Here is a 22,439-nt window from a genome sequence, read left to right on the forward strand (position 1 = left end):
GGGAATTAGCATCGTATATAAATCGAAATCAAACTATTTTTGCGAGCTGAGGGAAAGCTTTTCCGAGTGGAGTGTTTTCTTTTCCGAGTGGAAATCCGAGCAACTAATATCACTTTGCAAATGAGGTTTTTTAGATGGTATGTTTACAAATTCCTCGTGAGATGGTCGTTCGCTACCATTTTTCATCTGGCCTTTGTGATGCCTGCCTGGTCTCAGACTACAAGTAAATTTGACAGTTTAAAGCGCAGGTTGGACAGGCCAATCAGCGGGCTGGAGAAAGCTGAAGTGTACCTGACCCTGGCAGAGGAAATCAAAGACGTGAATATTTGGATGACGCCAGCTTATGTGGATTCTGCTTTTAAATATTCAAGCGCCCTGGATTACAAAAAGGGAGTTGCCAGGGCCAATTTTTTATACGGAGTAGAACGCTGGCTAAATGGGTATTATGCAGAAGCCGAAAGCAAATACCACAAATCCATCAGGCTATTCGCATTGCTCAACGATTCATCCATGTTGGCCAAAAACTTCTCCTATCTGGGGTTGTGTTTCCACTATCACACCGCCTACGATTCGGCATTGTTTTACCACCAAAAGGCTTTGGCGATCAATGAAAGACTAGGCGACAAAAGAAAGATGGCCCACAACATTGACAACATAGCCCTTGTTCACCATCAGCTCGCCAACTTTCCCGAATTAATCAAGTACGCTACCAAATCCCTCGAAATTCGCAACACGATTCCTGGTTTTACGAGTAGAACAAACTTCTACAACTTCGGAGGCGAAATTTTTAGAGACAGGGCGCTTCGAGAGGCCCTTGCCTACCACAAGAAGGTATTGACGGAAGAGAGAAAGAAGAAAAATGGAGACCTGGGTTCGAGCCTTAATAATATCGGGAGCGTTTACTACAATAACAAAAAGTACGATTCGGCAGTGTACTTCCTGCGGCTAGGGGCAGAGGAAATGCTAAAATCGGGTACAATGAATCAGTACGCCGGGCATCTCCACGAGCTGGGTGAGGCATTAAGGGAAAGCGGCAACTACCTGGACTCAGAGCGGGTATTTCTTGAGGCGATGGCCATCTGGGACTCCATAGGCACGAGGCATAGTGTTTCAATTATTCGGGGAAATTTGGCCCGCCTCTATTTTCTTATGGGGAAATACCCTGAAGGCTTGGCCTACCTGGATCAATCCCTGGCAATGGTAGAAGGGATGGCCTACAATCCCTTTTGTATCAAACTTTGGTCGCTAAAAGCAAGATATTTAATGAAGCTTGGTCAAGCTGACGAGGCCCTCGTATTGGCCCATAAATCGCTGACTGAATCGGAGAAAAAGCAAGTCGTGGTCTCCATTCTCAATAGCTTTGAACTACTCTCGGAGCTCTACTCCGCCATCGGGAACCATGAGCAAGCAATGTTCTATATGAAAGAACACACGGCCTTAAAGGATAGACTATTTAATGGCGAAAGCTCGTTACAGATAGCTCAACTACAGGTTCAATACGACACAGAAAAGAAGAACAAGGAAATAGAACTATTGAACGCCCAAAATACGGCCCAAAAAGCGAAGCTCTTCCAACGGGAACTTATGGTAGGACTGGTATCTATAGCAGTACTCTTATTTGGTTTCGCCTATTACAAACGTCAGAAGTACGTTAGAAAGCTCGGCTCTCAAAGAGACTTTATCGATCAGCAAAGGATAGAGTTGGCGCTTAAGAACCAGGAAAAGGACGTGCTATTAGGCGAAATTCACCATCGGGTAAAAAATAACCTCCAGGTAATCAGCAGCCTACTCAAGCTCCAATCACGTCAGCTAACAGACAAAAAGGCCCAGAATGCTGTACTTGAGGGGCGTGACAGGGTGAAAGCCATGGCGCTAATCCACCAATGCCTCTACCAGCACGACCGTTTTTCCAGCATACAGATAGACAGTTACATCAAAAAGTTGATCGATGGCCTGATTTCTTCACATGGCTACAGCGATAGCGAAATTCAGTTAAATTACAATCTACAAGAATTGCACCTTAGCGTAGACACCGCATTACCTATAGGGCTGATTGTCAACGAATTGGTAAGCAATTGTTTTAAACATGCTTTTAAGAAAAGTAGAAAAAATTGTCTTTCTCTTAAGTTTGAGAAAAAAGGGAGGAAGCTTCTTTTGGTGGTTAAGGACAACGGCATCGGGATTCCCGATGAGGGCTTACATCCGACTAAGGTTAAATCCTTTGGAATCGGACTTATTCAATCTCTGGTCGAGGAGCTGGATGGAAATGTTGAATTTATAAGAGCTCGTGGAACAACGGTAAAGGTCTTTATTCTTAAATATAGTTTACATTCTGCCAGAAAATCGAGCCAACCCTCTTCCCTGGAATAAGCTGAATTCAATATTTTTTCGTAAATTATCATTACTTCAATCGGCGAGCCATAACACAAGTTCATTTAGGCTTGTGGCGTTTTAGTCTTCAATTTTTGGCAAAAGTTCATGGCATGAAAATTCTTGTAGTCGAAAACAGCTCCATTGTTGCTAGTGACATTGTACTCAGCCTGGGTGATCTGGGTTATGAAGTAGTAAAGTGGGTAAAGACCGGGAAGGCAGCACTGGAAGCAGTGCACGACCTGGCTCCGGATCTCATTATCATGGACATCAACCTCGACGGCCCCATGGATGGCATACAGGCGGCTGAGTTAGTTAGCAAAATACAATTAGTCCCCATTATTTACCTAACGGCGTACTCCGACAACACTACCTTTGAAAGGGCTAAAAAGACACACCCGTTTGCGTACCTAGTGAAGCCTTTTGTTGAAAAAGACCTCGGCTTTGCCATCGACCTGGCTATTGATAACTTTTCGAAACAACCACAGGCAAGCACCATAACTACCTCACCAACAGAGCATTTGGTTTTAGATGCGGTTTTTCTCAAAGTGAATAAACATTATATCAAAATCCTTCTTCGGGACATATTGTATGTGCAGGCTGAAAGAAGTTACTGTAAGGTATTTACAGTGGAGAAAATCCATCTATTGACAATGAGTCTACATACTTTCGAAACTAAACTCAATAGCCAGGACTTCGTTAGGGTGAGCAGGTCGGCCTTAGTCAATATTCACCACGTAGACTCATTTGAAAATCATAGTGTATGGCTGGGCGATCAGGAAATAAGAATAAGCCGTTCATTTCAGGACGCATTTCAAAGTAAGTTCTTGTCAATTTGAGACGCTGTTCGTCAGCAAATAATGCGCAAAAAGGACTCCGGAGAATCCTTAAGGCAACCACAATATTCTACAGGGAAAGACTTGGGTCAGGGATTGCTCAAAACTCCAGACAAAATAGATCGAGCCAAGGTGACGAAATGCCCTACCCCTCGCTCTCCTCCGTCTGCAACTGCTTCTCGTAAAGCTCTTTGTAAATGCCGCCCTGAGCCAGTAGTGACTCGTGAACACCATACTCTTTGATCTCACCGTCGTCCAGCACGATGATCTTGTTCGCTAGCTTTGCTGACGACACCCTGTGGGAAATAATGATGGTGGTGCGATTTTGCATGATGCGCTTCATCGCCTGAAGAATGGAGTTCTCGGTTTTTGTATCCACAGCCGAAAGCGAATCATCGAGAATAAGAATCTGCGGGTTGCGAACAATGGCCCGGGCAATAGACAGCCGCTGCTTCTGCCCACCTGACAGCGTAATGCCTCTTTCTCCTATCTTCGTTTCAAACCCGGCCGGGAATCCCTTTATGTTTTCGAGAAGGTCAGCATCTTCAGCAGCCTTTACTATTTGATCCCGGTTGTGATCGTTGCCACCAAAAGCAATATTGTTGGCCAACGTATCCGAAAAGAGGAACACGTCCTGCGGCACATAGCCTATCTGCCCACGCAAATGCTGAACATTGTAGGCCCTTATGTCGTGTCCATCCACTTTTAGTTGCCCCTGATTCACATCGTACATGCGGCAAATGAGGTTGGCAATGGTCGACTTGCCCGACCCTGTGGTGCCAATCACCGCCAATGAGTCCCCGGGATCCACTGTAAATGAAACGTGACTCAGCGCTTTGATGCCGGAATCGGGATACACAAACGACACATCTTCGAACTTAATTGCTCCCTTGATTTCTTGCTTCACATTGAGTGTCGAAACAATCTCTGTCTTTGTATCCAGAAACTCGTTGATCCGCTTTTGAGACGCCGCTGCCCGCTGGATGATACTGGTAATCCAGCCCAGCGAAGTCACAGGCCAGGTGAGCATGTTTACATAAATAATAAACTCAGCGATGATACCTGTGGTGATCGCTCCCGCCATCACTTCAATTGATCCGATATATACAGTGAGGATGGTGCTAAGTCCGATCAAAAACATGATCAGAGGAAAGAACAGCGCATTCACGAAGGTGAGCTGTAGCGATTTGTCTTTGTACTCATTGCTCTCCTTGTTGAACTTATCATCAAAATCGTGCTCCCTCACAAACGACTTAATCACTCTTATACCAGAGAAAGCCTCCTGCACAAAAGTTGAAAGATTAGAAAGACTCCTTTGAATTTCTTCCGAACGCTTGTTGATAATGTTGTTAACGAAGTAGATGCTGATCGACAACACAGGTAAAGGCAGCAGAGAATAAAGGGTCAACTTCGGGTTGATGCTGAACATGAATGGAATCACCATAACGAACAGGGTGAAGAGCGTGATTCCATACATGATGGCAGGGCCAATATACATGCGCACTTTGCTCACATCCTCAGAGATTCTTGCCATCAGGTCGCCCGTATTGTTTCGGCGATAAAAGCTCAGCGGAAGGGTTTGATAGTGAGCGTAAATCTCGTTCTTCATGTCATACTCTATCAGGCGTGACATCACAATAATTGTCTGCCTCATGAAAAACAAAAACACGCCCCGAAGCAGCGCCATCAGCAGAATAAAAAATCCATAAATGAAGATGCTGGACGTAAACAAATCGTAGGTTTCCGACTGTAACTCAAGGCCCTGAAATGCGCTGTGCAGGCTGATTCCCCGCTGCACAATATCAAAAGCCTGCCTTACCAGGTAGGCCGGAATGATGGCAAACACATTGGAAATTATAATGAACAAAGTACCCAGAATCAGGTGGTACTTATATTTGAGGAGATACTTATTTATTGCTGCTAGATCTTTCACTGAATCTTAAAACGAGACTTTGGGTAAATGGTTCATTGGGCTGGTGAATACCTTGGTTCGCAACCTAAAAAAAACGTAGCTTTGTGGCTACAAACGCAATTCCGACATTTCTTGTCAAAAGTAGGGAAAGCTTTGAACCCAAATAACAACATGTGACCTTATTTTATCTTCGTGATGATCGAAACTTCAGAATTGAAAACCACCGGCATGGGTATTTTCAACCAGCTGTCGGAGTTGGAGCATGAGCAGGTGGTATTTTGCCACGACAAGGCAACAGGTTTAAAGGCCATTGTTGCCATTCACAACACAGTTTTGGGGCCTGCTGTAGGCGGTACCCGTATGTGGAATTACGCCTCTGAAGAGGATGCCCTTAACGACGCCCTGCGTTTGTCGAGGGGAATGACATTTAAGTCAGCTATTGCAGGGCTTAATATTGGTGGCGGAAAAGCAGTGATTATTGGCGACGCCAAAAAAATCAAAAACGAAGTCCTGATGCGCCGCTTTGGTAAGTTTGTGCATGGACTGGGCGGCCGCTACTGGACAGCTGAAGACGTGAACATGTCTACACGTGACATGGAATATATCAGAATGGAAACTCCCTACGTAACCGGCGTGCCGGAGTCGATGGGTGGTGGTGGTGACCCCTCTCCGGTTACGGCCTTTGGTGTGTTCATGGGCATGAAAGCAACAGCCAAAAAAGTGTATGGCAGCGATTCACTGAAAGGAAAAAAAGTGGCCGTGCAGGGAGCGGGCCATGTAGCTACTTACCTCATGGAACGCCTCGCAAAAGAAGGGGCAAAAATATTTGTTTGCGACTTTCATGAAGAGAAGCTCAAGCATGCAGTGGACAATTTCGGAGCCACAGTGGTGCCTGTTGACGACATTTACGATCTGGACGTTGACATCTATTCGCCCTGTGCCTTAGGCGCTACGATAAATGACGACACAATCGGTCGGTTGAAATGTGCCATGATTGCTGGTGGCGCCAATAATCAATTGGCAGAAGAGCTGAAGCATGGCAGAAAGCTGATTGAAAAAGGAATCCTGTACGCACCAGACTTTCTTATCAATGGCGGCGGCATTACCAATGTTTATTACGAGCAGATAGGCAACTATAACAGGGACGTAGTGTATCAGCAAACAGAGAGGATATTTGAAACAACTCTCAGGGTATTTGACCTGGCAGAGAAAAAAGGCATTACGCCTCAGGAATCAGCCATGGAAATAGCCATTAACAGGATCAATGATATTGGTAAGATCAAGTTATCTTACTAGTTTAATAGAAATTTAAATAAAACTTTTCGTTCTTTTTTTATTGGGAAATGCTAAACAGAAGAACCCTTCGGATCAAAGCCGTGCAGTCATATTTTGCTCTTGAGCAAAGTATCATCTCAGACTTTGAAATCGCCAATCAGCAAATCACTGATTACTTTCAGCCAGATTTGAATAGTATGGAGCCTCAGGACGCCAAACTTCTCAGGAAGAAAGGAAAGATAGCGCAAACTTGCTTCGCCGAGCAGCATAAGAATGACGTTATCCAATATCCTGCTGAAGCGGATGATGAGATGAGGAAATCTGTGGCAGATGCCGTCACCTACTTCAGGAATCAGGTCAAAAAAGACAAGGAGGCTTTCCAAAGCCGCATGCTGAAAGACGTGGATAGCATCCACGACTCTTACTACCTGGCATTGATGTTGCCTGTGGAGTTTGCACTCCATGTATCGAAGGAGAAAAGAAAGCAGCTAGGCAATCTGTCGTCCGAAAAAATTGTTGTGGCCAATGACTACAACCTGGCCGACAACAAGGTTGTGCAGGCCCTTCTTGACTTCGAACCGTTGCAGCAGCAGCTTGGCCAACGGTCGCTTAGCTGGTCAGCTTACAGAGACGACACAAGTATCTGGTACAAGGACATTCTGAAAGCGGACGAGGCCTACAAAGCCTACCAGCTACTTTCAAATCCAACGCTGGAGCAAGACAAAGAAGTCGTTTTGCACATTGTCAAAAGGCTGTTTTTCAAGCATCCAACCATTCAAACCTTCATGGACGAGAAAGACTTGTACTGGGAAGAAAACAGCGGCATTGTAAAGAGCCTTGCGGTGAAAACGATCAAGGCGTATCAGGGTCAGGGCGAACCCTTCCAACTGCTGGAGCTTTCTGCCAACCTGGAAGACGACCTTGACTATTTCCGTGACCTGTTTAAAATAACATTTGCCAATAATGAAGAGTATGAGGCCATTGTTGCCGAAAAATCAAAAAACTGGGAAATCGATAGAATTGCGCTTATTGATAAGGTGATTTTGAAAATGGCCATCGCAGAAATGGTTCATTTTCCTTCAATACCGGTAAAAGTGACGATAAATGAGTTTATTGAGATTTCAAAAAACTATAGCACGCCAAAGAGCAAGCAGTTCGTCAACGGATTATTAGATGTATTGGCCAACGATTTGGCAGCGAAAGGCGTTATAAAGAAAAGTGGAAGAGGATTAATTGATAACAAATAGAGATATACTATGAGCAGGACTACTGGTACCTTAATAGCATTTTTGGCTGGAGCCGCCACAGGAGCGGTGCTAGGTATTTTATATGCTCCCGATAAGGGAACTAACACGAGGGACAAGCTTTCCTTCCAGCTCGACAAATACAAAGGTAGACTTCAGGAGTTGATTGATGAGCTGATGGAGAGCAAAGGCCTGGTGGAGAGCGAAGCGAAATCCGAAGGAGAAAGGATCATCAACGACGCCAAGGAAAAGGCAGAAAGACTGCTTGACGATGTGGATGAGCTCATCGGTCAGATCAGAAAGAAATAGTACGACCCGGGAAAAGATTGGTTAAATTCTCCTCTGCAAAGGGCTTTTCGCCTTTCGTGTAATAGGGAATCTTTAACCTGCCCATTCCGTTTTATTCATTGTTTATACTAAATTTGAAGTTCCTAACAGAATTTTACTAACCCTTCAAAATACCATAGTCATGAAGAAGTCAGTAGTTAACGTATTAGTTTTTGGAGCATTAGTGGCAGTAGGATTTAGCTGCTCAAATGCCGAAATGGAAGGCCGTCTGGCCAGATTGGAAGGTCGTGTTGCAGAATTGGAAGCCGGCAAAGCCAGAAGCGGACCAGCCTCCACGGCGGCTACAGCCAGCCCTACAATTCAGCAAACTGCGCTTGAAGAAGAAGTGCCATCAGGGCCGGCACCGGTTTTTACCTGGGCCGAAGAGACCCATGATTTTGGCACGATCACAGAAGGTGAGATCGCCGAACACGTGTTCAAATTCACTAACACTGGTGAAGCACCTTTGATTATATCAAATGCTTCAGCTTCTTGCGGCTGCACCGTGCCAGTTTGGCCTAAAGAGCCTATTCCAGTGGGTGGAACAGGCGAAATACAGGTCAAATTCAACAGTAGCAACAAGCCGGGTGTGCAGAACAAAACTGTTAGCATCACTGCGAATACCGCACCTAAGCTGTCTCGTCTCAATATCAAGGCAGTTGTTGCTCCAAAAACTGGCGCCGCAGATGGCCCTGTTAAAAAATAATTATACCTAAACAATCACATAAGAATGCATTTGATTTTAGCACAGGCAAGTTCAGGTGGGGGCTACATGCAGTTTGTTATGCTGGGTGGCATGATCCTGATATTTTGGCTTTTTTTCATCAGGCCTCAACAAAAAAAGCAGAAAGAGCAACGCAAGTTTATTGATGAAATTAAAAAAGGTGATACTGTTGTGACCACCGGGGGAATCCACGGAAAAATAGCAGCAGTTGAAGGTGACACGATTGTTCTTGAGGTTGATAAGGGGCTGAAGATCAAATTCGAAAAGGCCGCTATTTCGCTGGATGCCAGCAAAAAATATGCGACGCCGGCAGCGGCAGCCTCATAAGGAAACCTCAAATATTGCCTGCTAGAATGGCAAACAAAAAAGTCTTTACATTTAAGATTGGAGAAAATTGGAAGGTAGTAGTATTGGCAGTTTTAGCCGCTACTACCTTTTGGTTTTTTAACTCCCTCAACAAAAACTACGAGGCCAGGCTTAGCTACCCTATTGCCTTCGATTTTCCACGTGATAGTGTCGTAATTGTTAAGCCACTTCCGGATGAAGTGCGTATTGACGTGGCCAGTGGGGGCTGGAACCTCTTGCGTAAAACTTTTTGGTTCAACGTTGACCCGTTGGTTATTCAACTCGACAACCCCACCGAGATAAAGTTTCTCACCAGAAACTCCCTCTACGACATCATAAAAGACCAGCTGACTGACATTGACCTTAACAGGGTGGTGACAGACACACTTTTTATTTCTGTCGAGCCCAAAATTCAGAAAATGGTAATGGCCGTGGTGGATAGCCTGACCATTCCACTCGCAACAAACTACAGACTTACCAGCCCAATTACTTACGAACCAGACAGCGTGCTGATAGAGGGCCCGTCAAGCCTTATGAACCGCTTTCCGTCCACCTGGCTGCTGGAGTTTGACCGCAGCGACATCGCTGGTGATTTTGAGCGTTCGCTGGCCGTGCCCCTGACTGACAATCGGCTGATGAGCTCGACTCCCAAGTCAGTGACTGTTAAGTTCAGAGCCGAAGAATTCATAAGAGACTCCCTGCTGGTAGAAATTCAGCCTGTTAACTTCCCAAACAGATACCGGGGCAAAGTGCCTTACCTGGCTGACACTGTCACCTACGTCTTCTACACCATCAAGGGCGATCTTGCCAGCCAGGTTAGCGACTCAGCATTCTCTATTGCTGCCGATTTCAAAATGTACAACAGCGAAGACTCCACCATCACCCCTGTTGTCCTGTTCAGACCGACGGAAGTGCTCGAACTTCAGCTGCTCCCCGAAAAACTTAAGGTCGGCCATGCCAACCAGTAAACCCATGCTTGTTGGCGTCACCGGCGGCATTGGCTCCGGCAAGTCCACCGTCTGCAAAATATTCGAAGTGCTTGGTGTGCCCGTTTACAATTCCGACGACAGAGCAAAGTCTTTGATGGTGGAAGACATCGTGCTTGTTGAGGGCATAAGGGCAGCTTTCGGAGAAGAGGCCTACCTTGACAATAAAAACCTCAATAGGAACTTTTTGGCAAAAGAAGTCTTCTCAAATCCTTCCAAATTGGAAACACTCAATAGCCTGGTGCATCCCGCTGTCGGGCGGGATTTTGCTTCCTGGGTGGCTGTTCAAAGTAGTCAGCCATACGTCATCAAAGAAGCGGCATTGCTGTTTGAAACCGGTTCAAACAACTCGCTGGACAGTGTCGTGCTTGTCACCGCACCGGAAGAACTCAGAGTCAGTCGGGTACTGGCACGGGATCCCCAGCGTAGTCAAAAGCAGGTGAGGGATATCATCGGGAATCAGCTCAAAGACGAGGAGAAGAAAAAGCTGGCCGACTACATACTCAACAATAACGAGCAGGAACTTTTGGTGCCTGAGGTAGTGGCACTGCACGAAACGCTACTGACCACTGCTGCTAAAAGAGCTGCAAAGGAAGCTTGATCTGGTCAGCGTAGAACTTTATTCTGGTGCTTTTGTCGTCAAAGGGTTCAATCTTATCGATCCTGTCATACTTGTGGTTGTAGAAAACCTCGAAAAGCTGAGAACCCAATTGATAAAGGTTCACTTTGTGTCCATAGTACCTGATCGCAAACAGGAATTCTCCCTCAACATACAGTTTGTTGATTTTTTGATTGAGTGACAATTGATCGAAGCTTTTCAAACCAGTTATTCGATTTACAGATGCCTGAATATCACAAAAAATCAGGTAAAGTGAAATGGACTTCGCCAAATAAAAAACACCGAAGCAATGCCCCGTTGCCTTTCTCTGAAACATACGTGCAATTATTAATTGATCATTATTTTTCTAACAAGCCTGCTTTTTCCCTGCACTACCTGAAGCAGATAAATGCCCGCTGGCTGGTCAGTCAGGTTAAACTCCTTTGAGTACCTGCCATCGAAAGTCTTGATTTCCTCTTCGTAAATAGTTTTCCCGCTTAGATCCACAATAGACACCTGCAACGGATCAGTTGACCTGAGCGACATCTTTAATGTGAAATGGCCATGACTCGGATTAGGGTAATAGTTCAGGTCCAGCGGTTCGAGCTTCTCCATTTTTTTGGACGAGAGCTGGTCAAGCGAAGCTTCGTTGTCCTCTATTTTTGAAATCGTTATTTTCTTCCGCAGCACTATTGTCGACCCATGCTTGTCGCCGTCTTCACTATTCCATTCGAAGAAGTAACCATTGTTACCACCCATTTCGAGCCGCTGTCCGAAAACTTCCCTCAACGAGTCGATATCAAATGGGGTTAACTTCGTACTGAAGAGGCTATCCATCCCTCCAAACATCCAAACTGCATCTTCAGAGTCTTTGGGGGCCCTAAAAACATATGATTGCGCTCCATCCGTCCCATTGAACTGAAACGTTCCCGAGCCATCGAAAAAGAAAGACTTTAATGAGTCGGAGTCCGAGAGAATGTGTATTCGCTCTTTTACACCCGGAGACTGATCCAGAATGATGGTATGCAAACCGCCTTCCTCTTTTCCATTACCGTAAAACTGCACATCCAGCTCATTCTCATCCAGAAAAGCTTTGAGCTCGTCGTCAGCCAGCATCTCCTCTCTGGTCTTATATTCCTTCTTGAAAGTTTTGGTGCTTCCGTCTTCATCAGTCCGCAACTCCACATGGATCCTTTTGTCTTTTGACCGTTCAATAGTGGTTTGCTTTTGGGCCAAAGCGCCACCAGCCAACAATACGAAGACCGGGAGCAAAAGCCTTATTCTTTTTGTTAATGTCATAGTTTTCATAGTTCGTAGTGTTTAACCAAATGTACTCCGATGAGCAAAGCGGGGATGTTAAAGCATGGTTAATTGTTGTTAAAAAAGGTTAAAAGCGAACCAGTTAGGTATCTTGAGCGTAAATTTGGAGCATGAGTAAGAACACCCTTCGTTGGATCATAGCGCTAATGAGCGTAGCCCTTATGGGGCTGGTAGCCTTCCAGCTTTACTGGATTGATGCTGTGATTGAGGTGAACCAGGAGCGCTTCCGAAAGGATGTACAAACAGCCCTGACCAACGCCGTGGATAAGCTGGAAAGGCAAGAGGCCATGCTCGTGGCTTTCGACAATTTCAATTCCAATATCAAGTTCAGAAGTGTCACGCCCATGGCCCCGGGCAATGTCAGATATATTGAGAGCACCTATAAAAAATGGGAAGTGAAAAGTGGAGAAGAACCGGTTGAAGCTTCTCAAAAGATAAAAAAACTCCCTTATGGTGTGCAGTACCAATTCGAATCAAATGAAGGCGATAATATCTATGTTGTTCAGGACACGTCAGTTCTCGTGGTGCCATCATCACCCGGCGACGGATTCAGTGGTTTCACATTTACTTCAGAAATCGGCGACTCAACGCATTTTGCCGTAGGGCAGTACAAGAAAACAATACAAAAGGCGGCACAAAAAACTGAAATGATCCAGGTGGCGCTGCACGAGCTGCTTTTTGAGAAGCCCACCATCTCCAACAGGATTGACCCTCACCAGCTTGATTCTCTGCTGGCATCGGAACTTGAAAATAAGGGCATTAACACAGAGTACGACTACAGCATTGTCGATGAGGAGTCAGGCAAGATTGTTTTGGCCTCCACCAACTACCAACCAAAAACAAGGCGGCACACGGAATTCAGGGCCAGTCTGTTCCCCAACGACTTGCTGGGTGAGGGCAGCACTCTTTTGATAAGCTTCCCCAATCAAAAATCGTTTTTGCTTCAGAAGATTTGGACCAGCATGGCCTCCTCAGCCGTGCTTTTGGTCACCATCATCTTTTGCTTTGGCTATGCCGTGCAAACCATCATCAAGCAAAAGAAAATATCGGAGATAAAAAACGACTTCATAAACAACATGACCCATGAGTTCAAAACACCGATCTCTACGGTCGCCCTGGCTTGCGAAGCGCTACAGGATGAGCAGGTGGCCGTTCAGCCAACCTTTCAAAAACGCTATCTCAAAATTATTTCTGAGGAGAACAAACGCCTCGGCCTTCAGGTGGAAAAAGTGCTCCAAATGGCCGCACTCGACCGAAAAGATTTCAAGCTTAAACTGGAGAGCGTAGACATCAATGACCTGATCGAAAAGGCCATTGACAATGTGGTGCTTCAGGTGCAAAAACGAAATGGAACAATCACCACCGAGATGAGAGCCAATCCGGCCAAAATACTCGGGGATCAAATGCACTTAACTAATATCATACACAACCTGCTCGACAACGCCAATAAGTATTCGCCCGAAGATCCAGAAATTCTGGTTAAAACTTCTAATAGCAAAAATGGGATTGTCATCACGGTGGAAGACCATGGGCTGGGGATGAGCAAGGAGTCTGCTCAGAAGATATTTGACCGGTTTTACCGGGTGCCTACAGGCAACCTACACGATGTTAAAGGCTTTGGTCTCGGGCTTGCCTACGTAAAAACCATGGTAGAGGCGCATGGAGGCACAATCGAAGTAAAAAGTGAACTCAAAAAAGGAAGTACATTCGAAATACATCTACCCTATGGAAATGAAGCCTAAATTATTAATCGTTGAAGATGATCCGAATTTGGGCCAGATCTTACGGGAATATCTGGAAGTAAAAGGCTACGAACCAACTCTCTGTACTGACGGAGAGGCTGGATTTACCACCTTTGCCCGCAATAGCTTCGATATGTGCATTCTTGATGTGATGATGCCTAAGAAGGATGGCTTCACCCTTGCCAGAGAAATACGAGAGAAAAGCAAAACCATTCCCATCATCTTCCTCACGGCCAAATCGATGAAAGATGATACCATTGAAGGCTTGAAAATTGGTGCCGACGATTATTTAACCAAGCCGTTTTCAATGGAAGAGCTCCTTTTAAGAATGAAGGCGATATTTAGAAGAACCAATGGCAGTGGCGGGGAAGCGACCCTTCAATTCGAAATCGGCAGCCTTTATTTTGATGCTCACCTTAATTTGCTAAAAAGTCCAACTGAAGAAATAAAGCTCACATCAAAAGAAAATGCCCTTCTTCTTTTGTTCTGCCAAAACCTCAACAAAACCGTTGACAGGGCAGAGGCGCTTTTGAAAATCTGGCACGATGACAGCTACTTTAACGCCAGAAGCATGGATGTATACATTGCCAAGCTCCGCAAATACCTGAAAGAAGATGAACGCCTCAGAATTCTCACCGTGCACGGCCAGGGGTTCAAACTTGTGGAGCTCAAATAGATTTTGTATTTTCTTATCAGATTAAAGCTTGGCCTTGCTGGACAAACATTTCTCGGGGCTTTGGTACCTAACCGAATTCTGGAAAATATAATCACAGGCGAGGGTCTCTACGGCTAAAGTTTACTATTTTCACGGGCTCAACAATTTATTTATATGATACAGCTTGTACCATCCATAACAGTGATGAAGGGAAAGTCGGTGCGCCTTACCAAAGGAGACTTTTCCAGTGAGACCATTTATGATGAGCCTCCTTTGGATGTTGCAATGCAGTTTGAACAACATGGCATCGAAAGGGTGTACCTGGTGGATCTTGAGGGGTCAAAAAAGGGCAGTCCCGTTAACTACCATGTGCTGGAGGCGATGGCCGGACACACCAAGCTTAAAATCAATTACGCAGGTGGTGTTCACACCGATGGTGATATTTTGAAGCTGATAGAGTTCGGTGCAGACAGTATTACTTCAGCCACCATGGCCGTTTATAAGCCGGAGCTTTTCACGTCATGGCTGATGTCCTACGGCAGAAATAAGATTGCGCTTGGAGCCGACTCGCTCAATGGGCAGATTCGGGTAGGTGGCTGGCTGAAAGATACCAGTATAGACCTGTTTGAGCATATTGACTTCTTTTACCAGAACGGCCTCAAATACCTTAAAACTACCGATATCTCAAGAGATGGGGTGCTTGAGGGCCCGTCTTTCGAACTGTTTGAACAACTGGTAGCCCGCTTTCCCAACCTCCACATATTTGCCAGCGGCGGCGTTCGCAATGTTGATGACATCAAGCGCCTGGCCGACATCGGTGTTTATGGTGTCATATTCGGGAAAGCCTACTATGAAGGCAAAATCACACTAAAAGACATTGAAAGCCTGGTGGTAAAGAGTGTCTGAAAAATCACCAAACTTTACCATTCAAAGAATAGTGAATTTCTTTTTTGCAACACTGTTGCATTTAGAATTCCCTAGCCCTACTTTTGTTCTTTACAGAAGTTGATTCAACTGGCTTGAGCAAGAAAATCTTAGCGTTTACATGTGTGTTGTTTATGGCAAAGGCGAGTGGCACTTTAGCCCAGGCCCAGCCCTGTGCCCTAACTTTGCAGGGCACGGTCATCGACATGTCAACTAAAGAGGCGCTGCCCATAGCTGCTATTTGGTTAGTAGGCCCCGAAAAAGGAACTACTACTGACGAAAACGGACGGTTCAATATAAAAGGGCTCTGCGCAGGCACCTTCACCGCCGACATTCATTACCTGGGCTATAAGGAAAAACACCTGACCATTACGCTTCCGCTACAAAACGAACTTTTCGTGTTGATGGAGGAAGATGACGTGTTGATAGACGAGGTAACTGTGCAGGGTGAAGCCATTTCGCCTGACAAAACGCAATCCGAAGTAACTTTATCCGAAACCCAGTTGGCCAGAGCCAGCGGAAAGTCCCTTGGAGAAAGCTTGCAGGAGCTCCCCGGAGTCTCAAGTCTCAAAACAGGCCCAACCATTTCCAAGCCAATCATTAACGGGCTTCACAGCAACAGAATCCTCATCCTTAACAATGGCCTTCGGCAGGAAGGTCAACAATGGGGAACTGAGCACGCTCCCGAAATAGACCCAATGATGGCCACGCAAATTTCGGTGGTGAAAGGTGCTGCCGCCGTTCGTTACGGGCCGGAAGCTATTGGCGGTATTGTGGTGGTGGAACCACCGGCTTTGCCCTATGAGCACAAGCACCTCCACGGTAACGTTAGGCTGATGGCTGCCGACAACGGGAGAATGGGGTCGGCATCGACAACCTTGCAGGGGGGGCTGGGCAAAGCTGAATCGGTGGCATGGAGGCTACAGGCGACGGGGCGTCGTGCCGGCGACTTCAGGGCACCCGATTACATGCTCACCAATACTGGTTTAAAAGAGGCAGATTTTTCAGGAGCCATTGGATACAAAAAGAACGACTGGTTGGCGGAGGCCTATTACAGCAAGTTTACCACTGAGCTTGGTATTTTACGAAGCGCTCACATTGGCAACCTAACCGACCTCCAGGCTGCCTTTGAAAGCGAAAGGCCACTTATTGTAGAAGACTTTTCCTACAAAATCGACAACCCTAGGCAAGAGATAAGTCACGATTTGGCAAAGGCAACTTTTGGGAAGAAAGGCCGCCTGGGTGATATCAAACTGGTGTACGGCTACCAAAGGAATATTCGCAAGGAATTTGACATCAGGCGTGGAGGAAGAGGAGAAACGCCTGCCTTGCACATGGATCTGCTCACCCACTCAACCGACCTTATTTGGGAACAACGTGCCTGGCAGAAGCTTAGAGGGCAAATCGGCGGAAGCTTTATTTACCAGGAAAACAGGAACGTGCCTGGCACAGGAATCGAGCCGTTGATCCCCAACTATAACAGTGCCACCTCAGGCGTGTTTGTAATCGAAAGGTGGATGGAGAATCGCTGGGAGGTAGAAGCCGGGCTAAGGTTTGACAATAGAGCCTTTCAGGTATTTACCTTTGACGAGAACAACGAAGTAATACGACCCAAATACAATTTCAACAACTTCTCAGGATCAGTAGGCTTGGTGCTAAAGCCAGCAGATGGATGGAAGGTTACCTCCAACCTTGGCACAGCCTGGCGGCCACCGAATGTAAGCGAACTCTACAGCCAGGGGCTTCATCACGGTGCGGCCACCATCGAGGAGGGCAACACGGAACTTGACACTGAGCAGGCCCTGAAGTGGGTCAACCAGCTGCTGATTCGCAAAGGCATTTGGTCAGCCGAGGTGTCGATATATGCACAGAAAATTGACAACTACATCTATCTCCAGCCACAGCCGGAACCACGGCTGACTATCCGGGGAGCTTTTCCGGTATACTCTTACGTGCAAACCGATGCCTTTATAGCAGGGACAGATGTTTCTCTTTCGGCTCAATTGAGCAAGCAGTGGCAATACAGCCTCAAGGGTTCACTTATCCGTGCGAAGGACGTCTCGAAGGACGACTTTTTGATATTTATGCCCGGAGACCGTGTCCAAAACAGCGTCACCTGGAACTACCCGTTCCAGTCTAAGAAAACTTTTTTTGTTTCAGGCTCGCATAGCCTTGTGCGCAGACAAAACCGTTACCCAAGCGGGGTCGATTATGTAGATCCGCCGAAGGGATATCAGCTATTTGGCCTCAACGTGGGCTACGGATCACAGCTGTTTGGCAATGACTACGAAATTTATCTTGAGGGCACTAACCTACTCAATACTTCGTACAGAGAATACCTAAACCGGTTCAGGTACTATGCCGACGAACTGGGAAGAACGATCACTATAAGGTTTAACTATAAATTTTAATTTAACAATGATGAAAACACAATTTGCTTCCAGCTTTCTTTTTGCAACATTGTTGCTTTTTGGGTCTTGTAACGACGACCCCGATCCAGTTAAGGAAAATGAAGAAGAGCTTATCACCACCGTCAGGCTCACATTTACTGAGGGCACCAACTCTTTCGTGGCGGAATGGAAGGACGCCGATGGAGACGGAGCCAACTTGCCAACAGTGGATGACATCTCGCTGGAGGCTGGGAAAACCTATGCTGTGTCGGTAGAGTTACTCAATGAGTCAACCACACCCGCTGACAACATTTCAGCTGAGGTGAGTGAGGAAGGAACCGAACATCAGTTCTTTTTTATCACAGGCGATGGCCTTGCGTTAACAACAACATACGATGATCAGGATGCTGACGGTTATCCTATTGGTTTGCAAAATACTTTTGTTGCCGGAGTGGCTGGTTCAGGGACGCTGACTGTGATTTTGAGACACGAGCCCAACAAAACTGCTGCGGGTGTAAGGGATGGCGATGCTACCAATGCGGCAGGCGAAACGGACGTTGAAACAGCACCTCCTTTCAATGTCACTATCCAATAAGGCGATTCCGGGGATAAAAAAAAGGGCTGAAAAGCCCTTTATATTTTTAGTCTGTAGTTCTCGATTCCTGAGAAAACTCTTCTTCCGATTCTGAGTACTTAAACTTGTACACCAGATAGAATATGAAGTTATAAGAAAGCACCGAAGACGAATCAGCTTTGTTACTCAAACCTGGCACAATTTCACGGCTCTTCTGGCTTGAAGCAGTATAGTTAACAGCCTTGGGCTTTTCCTTTACCACAGCAGCCTCTGCAGCTTTCTTGTCCTTATCTTCCTGATCGCACTGCTCCTTATTGTCTTTTGATTTGTCTTCGCTCCCATCCTCTATAGATGCTGACGCCAAAGAAGGAAGCAGGCATATACAGCCTGCAAGTAGTAGTGATCTGAAAATATTCTTGGTATAAATCATATGTGCTTTAGACCTGAAAGGGAAACCAAGATACTAAAATTTTGTTAAAGATTCCTAATGCGTGCATCTAACATTTACCTTTCATCCCTTAATATTAGATTTAACATATTTTTTTTGACTTTCGTATAATTTACTAAACCATGATTGACTGGAGTGACTTTAAAAAGGTAGACATAAGAGTTGGAACCATTGTGGAAGTGTTGCCATTTCCAAAGGCACGAAAACCCGCCTATATTCTTAAAATCGACCTCGGCGCAGAGCTAGGTGTGAAACAATCCAGTGCTCAAATCACAGCGCTTTATACTCCGGAAGATTTGGTTGGGAAACAAATTGTGTGTGTTGCCAACTTCCCTCCCAAGCAAATAGCGAATTTTATGTCTGAAGTACTTGTTACCGGGTTTGCTAACGAATCAGGTGATATTGTACTTTGCACTCCCGAACTAAAAGTGCCCAATGGCGCAATGTTGCATTAATGAGTCAATACGAAATTCGCCCGCTCCAGCACAATGACCTGAGACAAATGCACAGGTCGTTTTTGGAAGCGTTCTCTGAATATCCCGTCCCTATGCAGCTTAGCTATTCTCTTTTTAAAAAGAGGATGCTTGGCAAGCTCAATATTAGATTTGATCTCTCGTTTGGGGCGTTTTCAGGCGAGAAGCTGGTCGGCTTTATATTTCACAGCCTGAACGAATACAAAGGCATTACCAGTATCTACAATGGCGGAACAGGGGTGATTCCCGGGCACAGAGGCAACCGCCTGACCCGACAATTGTATCAGGCGTTTCGGGAGAAAGCTGCCATGCAGGCAAAAAGATGTGTGCTCGAGGTAATTACTGTCAATGAAGTCGCTATCAAAGTTTATGAAGAGATCGGTTTCCGAAAAGTGGGCTTTTACAATTGCTACAAGCTTAACAAGATCCTTGAGCCTTCTAATCTAAACCAAGAGGAGTTTCTGATTGCCTGTGGCTCCCTCAGCAGGAAAGATTTGTACCAGCAACTGGACAGCGTGGAAACTTCGTTTTCCGACACGTTCGATCAGTTGGCATACAATGCAGCCTCCGAGACCTTCGTGGAGTGCCGTAGTGGCGGCAGGGTGGTTGGTTACATCATTTTTCAGGCTCAATCCGGAAGGATCACACGCATGGCTGTTGATGCCAGCTTAAGAAGAAAGGGCATTGGCACACGACTAGTTTATGAAGCATATATTCAAAGTGGAAAGAAGAACCTGACTGCGATTAACATCCCTGAAGCAGCAAAAGACATTGCAGGTTTTTTGCTGAACGTGGGGTTCGAAAACCAGGTAGATCAATGGGAAATGGAGTTGACGCTATGAGGAGAAACATACTATTTTCCGACCTGCCAAAGCTTTGTAAAGGCAAAATCAGCGGTGCTGATACCCCCTCAGCAATTCTGTCGCTGTCACTCGACTCACGCAAAGTATTTCCCGGTGAGGGGGCCGTTTATTTTGCTATTAAAGGGCCAAACCACGACGGTCACTCTTTTCTCCGGGAGGCATATCAAAAAGGCTGGAGACTGTTTGTGGTGGAGTCTCTGCCAAAGGACACTGAGCGTTTTGAAAACGCCTCTTTCTTTCTCACAAGCGACTCCCTGCAAACATTGCAGGAGCTGGCGGCGGCCCACAGAAGTCAGTTCAGCCTGCCTGTAGTAGCTATCACCGGAAGCAACGGAAAAACCATTGTGAAAGAATACCTGTATCAGCTATTGGCCAGCGGTGTTTCCGTTGTCAAAAGCCCAAAAAGCTGGAATTCGCAAGTTGGAGTGCCGTTGTCGGTATGGCCGCTGGCCGAGCACCACGAAACCGGAATTTTCGAGGCAGGTATCTCACAACCAGGTGAAATGGCTCGCCTTAAAAATATTATCCAGCCTACCATTGGCATCATCAGCAACATTGGACCGGCTCACGACGCACTTTTCACATCCCGGGAGCAAAAGCTTGCTGAAAAAATGAAGCTGTTTGAGGGATGCGAAAAGTTAGTCTATTGCACAGACCATTTCGCTATAGACAGGTTCCTGTCGGGCAATGAATTGCCGGGAGTAGCCCGAATAGGCTGGGGGCAGGGAAAGGGTGCAAAGTATACCGTCAGTGTAGTTGGAAGCAAGTTGAAGCTAGCGTGGGAAATGGGCAAGGTTGAGATTGACCTGCCTTTTACAGATGACAAATCGGTTGAAAACCTTTGTCATGCCGTGGTAGCTGCACTCGAAATGGGAATCAAACCGAAGCCCCTGGCCCGGCAGGTATCAGTGCTGTCCGCCATCCCTATGCGGCTGTCGCTGAAAGAAGGAGTTTTTGGCAGTCGGCTGGTCGATGACTCATACAACAACGATTTTCAGGGACTGGAAGCAGCTCTTGACCTGGCTATTACCCATAGCCACGGCAAGCCGATTGTTGTTATTCTTTCCGATATACTCCAGGCAGGTGAAAACGAAAAGGAGCTGTACCAGCAGGTGAACGATGTGCTCATGAGCAAGGGTGTATCAAAATTAGTTGCCATTGGCCCGACTATCTCCGCCAATAGGGATGCTTTCAGGATGCCCTGTGAGACTTATGTATCCACAGAAGTGTTCCTGGAGCAGATAAAAGAAAAACAATTCGCTGGGCAAACAGTACTGATTAAAGGAGCACGTAGTTTCCGGTTTGAAGAGATTGTAAAGAAGCTACAAGCGAAAGTCCACAGAACTGTGCTGGAGGTAAATCTGGAAGCGCTGCAGCACAATTTTCAGTTTTACAAAAGTATTCTTGAGCCGGGAGTTAAAACCATGGTGATGCTGAAAGCATTCGCCTACGGAAGCGGAAGCGGTGAAATCGGACGAACACTTCAATACTTGAAGGCCGACTATGTGGCTGTCGCTTACCCCGACGAAGGTGTTTTACTACGTGAACAGGGCGTTCATCTTCCGGTGATGGTCATGAATGCGCCGGAAGAAAGCTTTGATAAACTGCCTGCATATGCTCTGGAACCGGAAATTTTTTCGCTCTCCCAATTGCAAAACTATGGCGAGTGGTCACAGGGCAAGAGTAGCGTTCCCCCTATTCATATTAAAGTGGATACTGGCATGCACAGGCTCGGCTTCGTTGCCAGTGAAATAGAGGCTGTTGTGAAGCTGCTTAATCGATATCCAAACATCAAAGTAGCCTCTGTTTTTTCTCATCTGGCTGGCTCCGAAAGTAGCGCCTTTGACGACTTCACTCATGTTCAGGCCAGGACCTTTCTTGATTGCTACGAACAGTTGTCCCAACACCTTGGCTACAAACCCATCCGCCATCTGGTGAACACAGCAGGTATCAGCCGATTCAAATCGTATCAGTTTGATATGGTAAGAATAGGCATTGGCCTGCATGGCATCGAGTCCACGGAAGAAGAGCAAGGCAAGCTCACCGTGGTGGCGACTCTTAAGACTGTGGTGTCTCAGGTACGGCGGCTAACAGCCGGACAAACTGTTGGCTACAGCAGGGCTGGCAAAACCAATAAGGAAACCGATGTTGCTACCATTGCTATTGGCTACGCTGACGGTTATTCCAGGGCATTGGGAAATGGCAGGGGGAAGGTGCTGATTAACGGACAACTGCTGCCCACTATTGGCAGTGTTTGCATGGACATGACCATGGTGGATGTTACTGGTGTTGATGTGCAGGAGGGCGACGAGGTAATTGTATTTGGGGAAAATCCATCTACAAAGGAGGTAGCCGAATGGGCGCAGACTATCCCCTATGAAATCCTTACTTCCGTGTCTGAGCGGGTAAAGAGGGAATATCTGAGCTTTTAAG

21 protein-coding genes are annotated in these 22,439 nt (G+C 46.2%); 17 read left to right on the forward strand and 4 right to left on the reverse strand.

Annotation, left to right across the window (positions count from 1 at the left end):
- Positions 1 to 120 precede the first annotated feature (120 nt).
- On the forward strand, positions 121 to 2,370 hold the full coding sequence (locus RIF36_RS26135; protein ID WP_350127749.1) for a tetratricopeptide repeat-containing sensor histidine kinase: 2,250 nt from the start codon (positions 121 to 123) through the stop codon (positions 2,368 to 2,370).
- Positions 2,371 to 2,483: 113 nt separating this feature from the next.
- Entirely contained in the window at positions 2,484 to 3,209 is a 726-nt protein-coding gene (locus tag RIF36_RS26140) for a response regulator (protein WP_350127753.1), read from the forward strand.
- Between the two features lie 142 nt (positions 3,210 to 3,351).
- Here the strand turns inward: RIF36_RS26140 and RIF36_RS26145 are convergent, their stop codons facing one another.
- Positions 3,352 to 5,139: an ABC transporter ATP-binding protein gene (locus RIF36_RS26145; RefSeq protein WP_350127756.1), complete on the reverse strand. Its 1,788-nt coding sequence runs from the start codon at positions 5,137 to 5,139 to the stop codon at positions 3,352 to 3,354.
- Positions 5,140 to 5,313: 174 nt separating this feature from the next.
- Here RIF36_RS26145 and RIF36_RS26150 point away from each other — a divergent pair, with 174 nt between their 5' ends.
- The 7 genes from RIF36_RS26150 to coaE all read left to right on the forward strand — a co-directional run bounded on the left by RIF36_RS26150 (position 5,314) and on the right by coaE (position 10,620).
- Complete coding sequence (locus tag RIF36_RS26150; protein ID WP_350127759.1) at positions 5,314 to 6,414, forward strand: Glu/Leu/Phe/Val dehydrogenase dimerization domain-containing protein; 1,101 nt, start codon at positions 5,314 to 5,316, stop codon at positions 6,412 to 6,414.
- Positions 6,415 to 6,461: 47 nt separating this feature from the next.
- Entirely contained in the window at positions 6,462 to 7,640 is a 1,179-nt protein-coding gene (nusB, locus tag RIF36_RS26155; protein ID WP_350127762.1) for a transcription antitermination factor NusB, read from the forward strand.
- Between the two features lie 9 nt (positions 7,641 to 7,649).
- The gene (locus RIF36_RS26160) at positions 7,650 to 7,946 is read left to right on the forward strand and encodes a YtxH domain-containing protein (protein WP_151997673.1); all 297 of its coding nucleotides are present in this window, start codon (positions 7,650 to 7,652) and stop codon (positions 7,944 to 7,946) included.
- A 160-nt stretch (positions 7,947 to 8,106) separates the two neighbouring features.
- Entirely contained in the window at positions 8,107 to 8,670 is a 564-nt protein-coding gene (locus RIF36_RS26165; protein WP_350127765.1) for a DUF1573 domain-containing protein, read from the forward strand.
- Positions 8,671 to 8,694: 24 nt separating this feature from the next.
- Positions 8,695 to 9,015: a preprotein translocase subunit YajC gene (yajC, locus tag RIF36_RS26170; RefSeq protein WP_151997675.1), complete on the forward strand. Its 321-nt coding sequence runs from the start codon at positions 8,695 to 8,697 to the stop codon at positions 9,013 to 9,015.
- Positions 9,016 to 9,041: 26 nt separating this feature from the next.
- On the forward strand, positions 9,042 to 10,001 hold the full coding sequence (locus RIF36_RS26175) for a YbbR-like domain-containing protein (protein ID WP_350073094.1): 960 nt from the start codon (positions 9,042 to 9,044) through the stop codon (positions 9,999 to 10,001).
- Positions 9,988 to 10,620: a dephospho-CoA kinase gene (coaE, locus tag RIF36_RS26180; RefSeq protein ID WP_350127768.1), complete on the forward strand. Its 633-nt coding sequence runs from the start codon at positions 9,988 to 9,990 to the stop codon at positions 10,618 to 10,620. Before RIF36_RS26175 ends, coaE begins: the two co-directional genes overlap by 14 nt.
- On the opposite strand, the gene RIF36_RS26185 is transcribed toward coaE, so the two are convergent.
- Both RIF36_RS26185 and RIF36_RS26190 read right to left on the reverse strand, forming a co-directional pair.
- Positions 10,595 to 10,954 (reverse strand): hypothetical protein, encoded by a 360-nt coding sequence (locus tag RIF36_RS26185; protein ID WP_350127771.1) that lies wholly within the window; start codon positions 10,952 to 10,954, stop codon positions 10,595 to 10,597. The two genes, coaE and RIF36_RS26185, sit on opposite strands and share 26 nt — an antisense overlap.
- An 11-nt stretch (positions 10,955 to 10,965) precedes the next feature.
- Positions 10,966 to 11,925 carry a T9SS type A sorting domain-containing protein gene (locus RIF36_RS26190; protein WP_350127774.1) on the reverse strand — a complete coding sequence of 320 codons (960 nt, stop codon included), beginning with the start codon at positions 11,923 to 11,925 and terminating at the stop codon, positions 10,966 to 10,968.
- A 122-nt stretch (positions 11,926 to 12,047) separates the two neighbouring features.
- Here RIF36_RS26190 and RIF36_RS26195 point away from each other — a divergent pair, with 122 nt between their 5' ends.
- The 5 genes from RIF36_RS26195 (at position 12,048) to RIF36_RS26215 (ending at position 18,243) form a co-directional block, all read left to right on the forward strand.
- On the forward strand, positions 12,048 to 13,679 hold the full coding sequence (locus RIF36_RS26195) for a sensor histidine kinase (protein WP_350073086.1): 1,632 nt from the start codon (positions 12,048 to 12,050) through the stop codon (positions 13,677 to 13,679).
- Positions 13,663 to 14,355, forward strand: a complete 693-nt coding sequence (locus RIF36_RS26200; protein ID WP_350073084.1) for a response regulator transcription factor — start codon at positions 13,663 to 13,665, stop codon at positions 14,353 to 14,355. The genes RIF36_RS26195 and RIF36_RS26200 overlap by 17 nt, the downstream gene beginning before the upstream one ends.
- Positions 14,356 to 14,508: 153 nt before the next feature.
- On the forward strand, positions 14,509 to 15,240 hold the full coding sequence (locus RIF36_RS26205; protein WP_151997681.1) for a 1-(5-phosphoribosyl)-5-[(5-phosphoribosylamino)methylideneamino]imidazole-4-carboxamide isomerase: 732 nt from the start codon (positions 14,509 to 14,511) through the stop codon (positions 15,238 to 15,240).
- Positions 15,241 to 15,392: 152 nt separating this feature from the next.
- Positions 15,393 to 17,669, forward strand: coding sequence for a TonB-dependent receptor (locus RIF36_RS26210; RefSeq protein WP_350127777.1), 2,277 nt, complete (start codon positions 15,393 to 15,395; stop codon positions 17,667 to 17,669).
- Positions 17,670 to 17,676: 7 nt separating this feature from the next.
- Positions 17,677 to 18,243, forward strand: coding sequence for a hypothetical protein (locus RIF36_RS26215; RefSeq protein ID WP_350127780.1), 567 nt, complete (start codon positions 17,677 to 17,679; stop codon positions 18,241 to 18,243).
- A 46-nt stretch (positions 18,244 to 18,289) separates the two neighbouring features.
- On the opposite strand, the gene RIF36_RS26220 is transcribed toward RIF36_RS26215, so the two are convergent.
- A complete protein-coding gene (locus tag RIF36_RS26220) occupies positions 18,290 to 18,652 on the reverse strand; it encodes a hypothetical protein (protein ID WP_350127783.1) in 363 nt (120 codons plus the stop codon).
- Positions 18,653 to 18,792: 140 nt separating this feature from the next.
- Here RIF36_RS26220 and RIF36_RS26225 point away from each other — a divergent pair, with 140 nt between their 5' ends.
- Genes RIF36_RS26225 through RIF36_RS26235 form a run of 3 tightly spaced genes read left to right on the forward strand, consistent with a single transcriptional unit; the run spans position 18,793 to position 22,438 of the window.
- Entirely contained in the window at positions 18,793 to 19,125 is a 333-nt protein-coding gene (locus tag RIF36_RS26225; protein ID WP_350127786.1) for a tRNA-binding protein, read from the forward strand.
- Complete coding sequence (locus RIF36_RS26230; protein ID WP_350127789.1) at positions 19,125 to 19,985, forward strand: GNAT family N-acetyltransferase; 861 nt, start codon at positions 19,125 to 19,127, stop codon at positions 19,983 to 19,985. The genes RIF36_RS26225 and RIF36_RS26230 overlap by 1 nt, the downstream gene beginning before the upstream one ends.
- On the forward strand, positions 19,961 to 22,438 hold the full coding sequence (locus RIF36_RS26235; RefSeq protein WP_350127792.1) for a bifunctional UDP-N-acetylmuramoyl-tripeptide:D-alanyl-D-alanine ligase/alanine racemase: 2,478 nt from the start codon (positions 19,961 to 19,963) through the stop codon (positions 22,436 to 22,438). Before RIF36_RS26230 ends, RIF36_RS26235 begins: the two co-directional genes overlap by 25 nt.
- The last annotated feature ends 1 nt before the right edge of the window (position 22,439 follow it).

Source organism: Imperialibacter sp. (assembly GCF_040222815.1).
Taxonomy (GTDB): domain Bacteria; phylum Bacteroidota; class Bacteroidia; order Cytophagales; family Cyclobacteriaceae; genus Imperialibacter.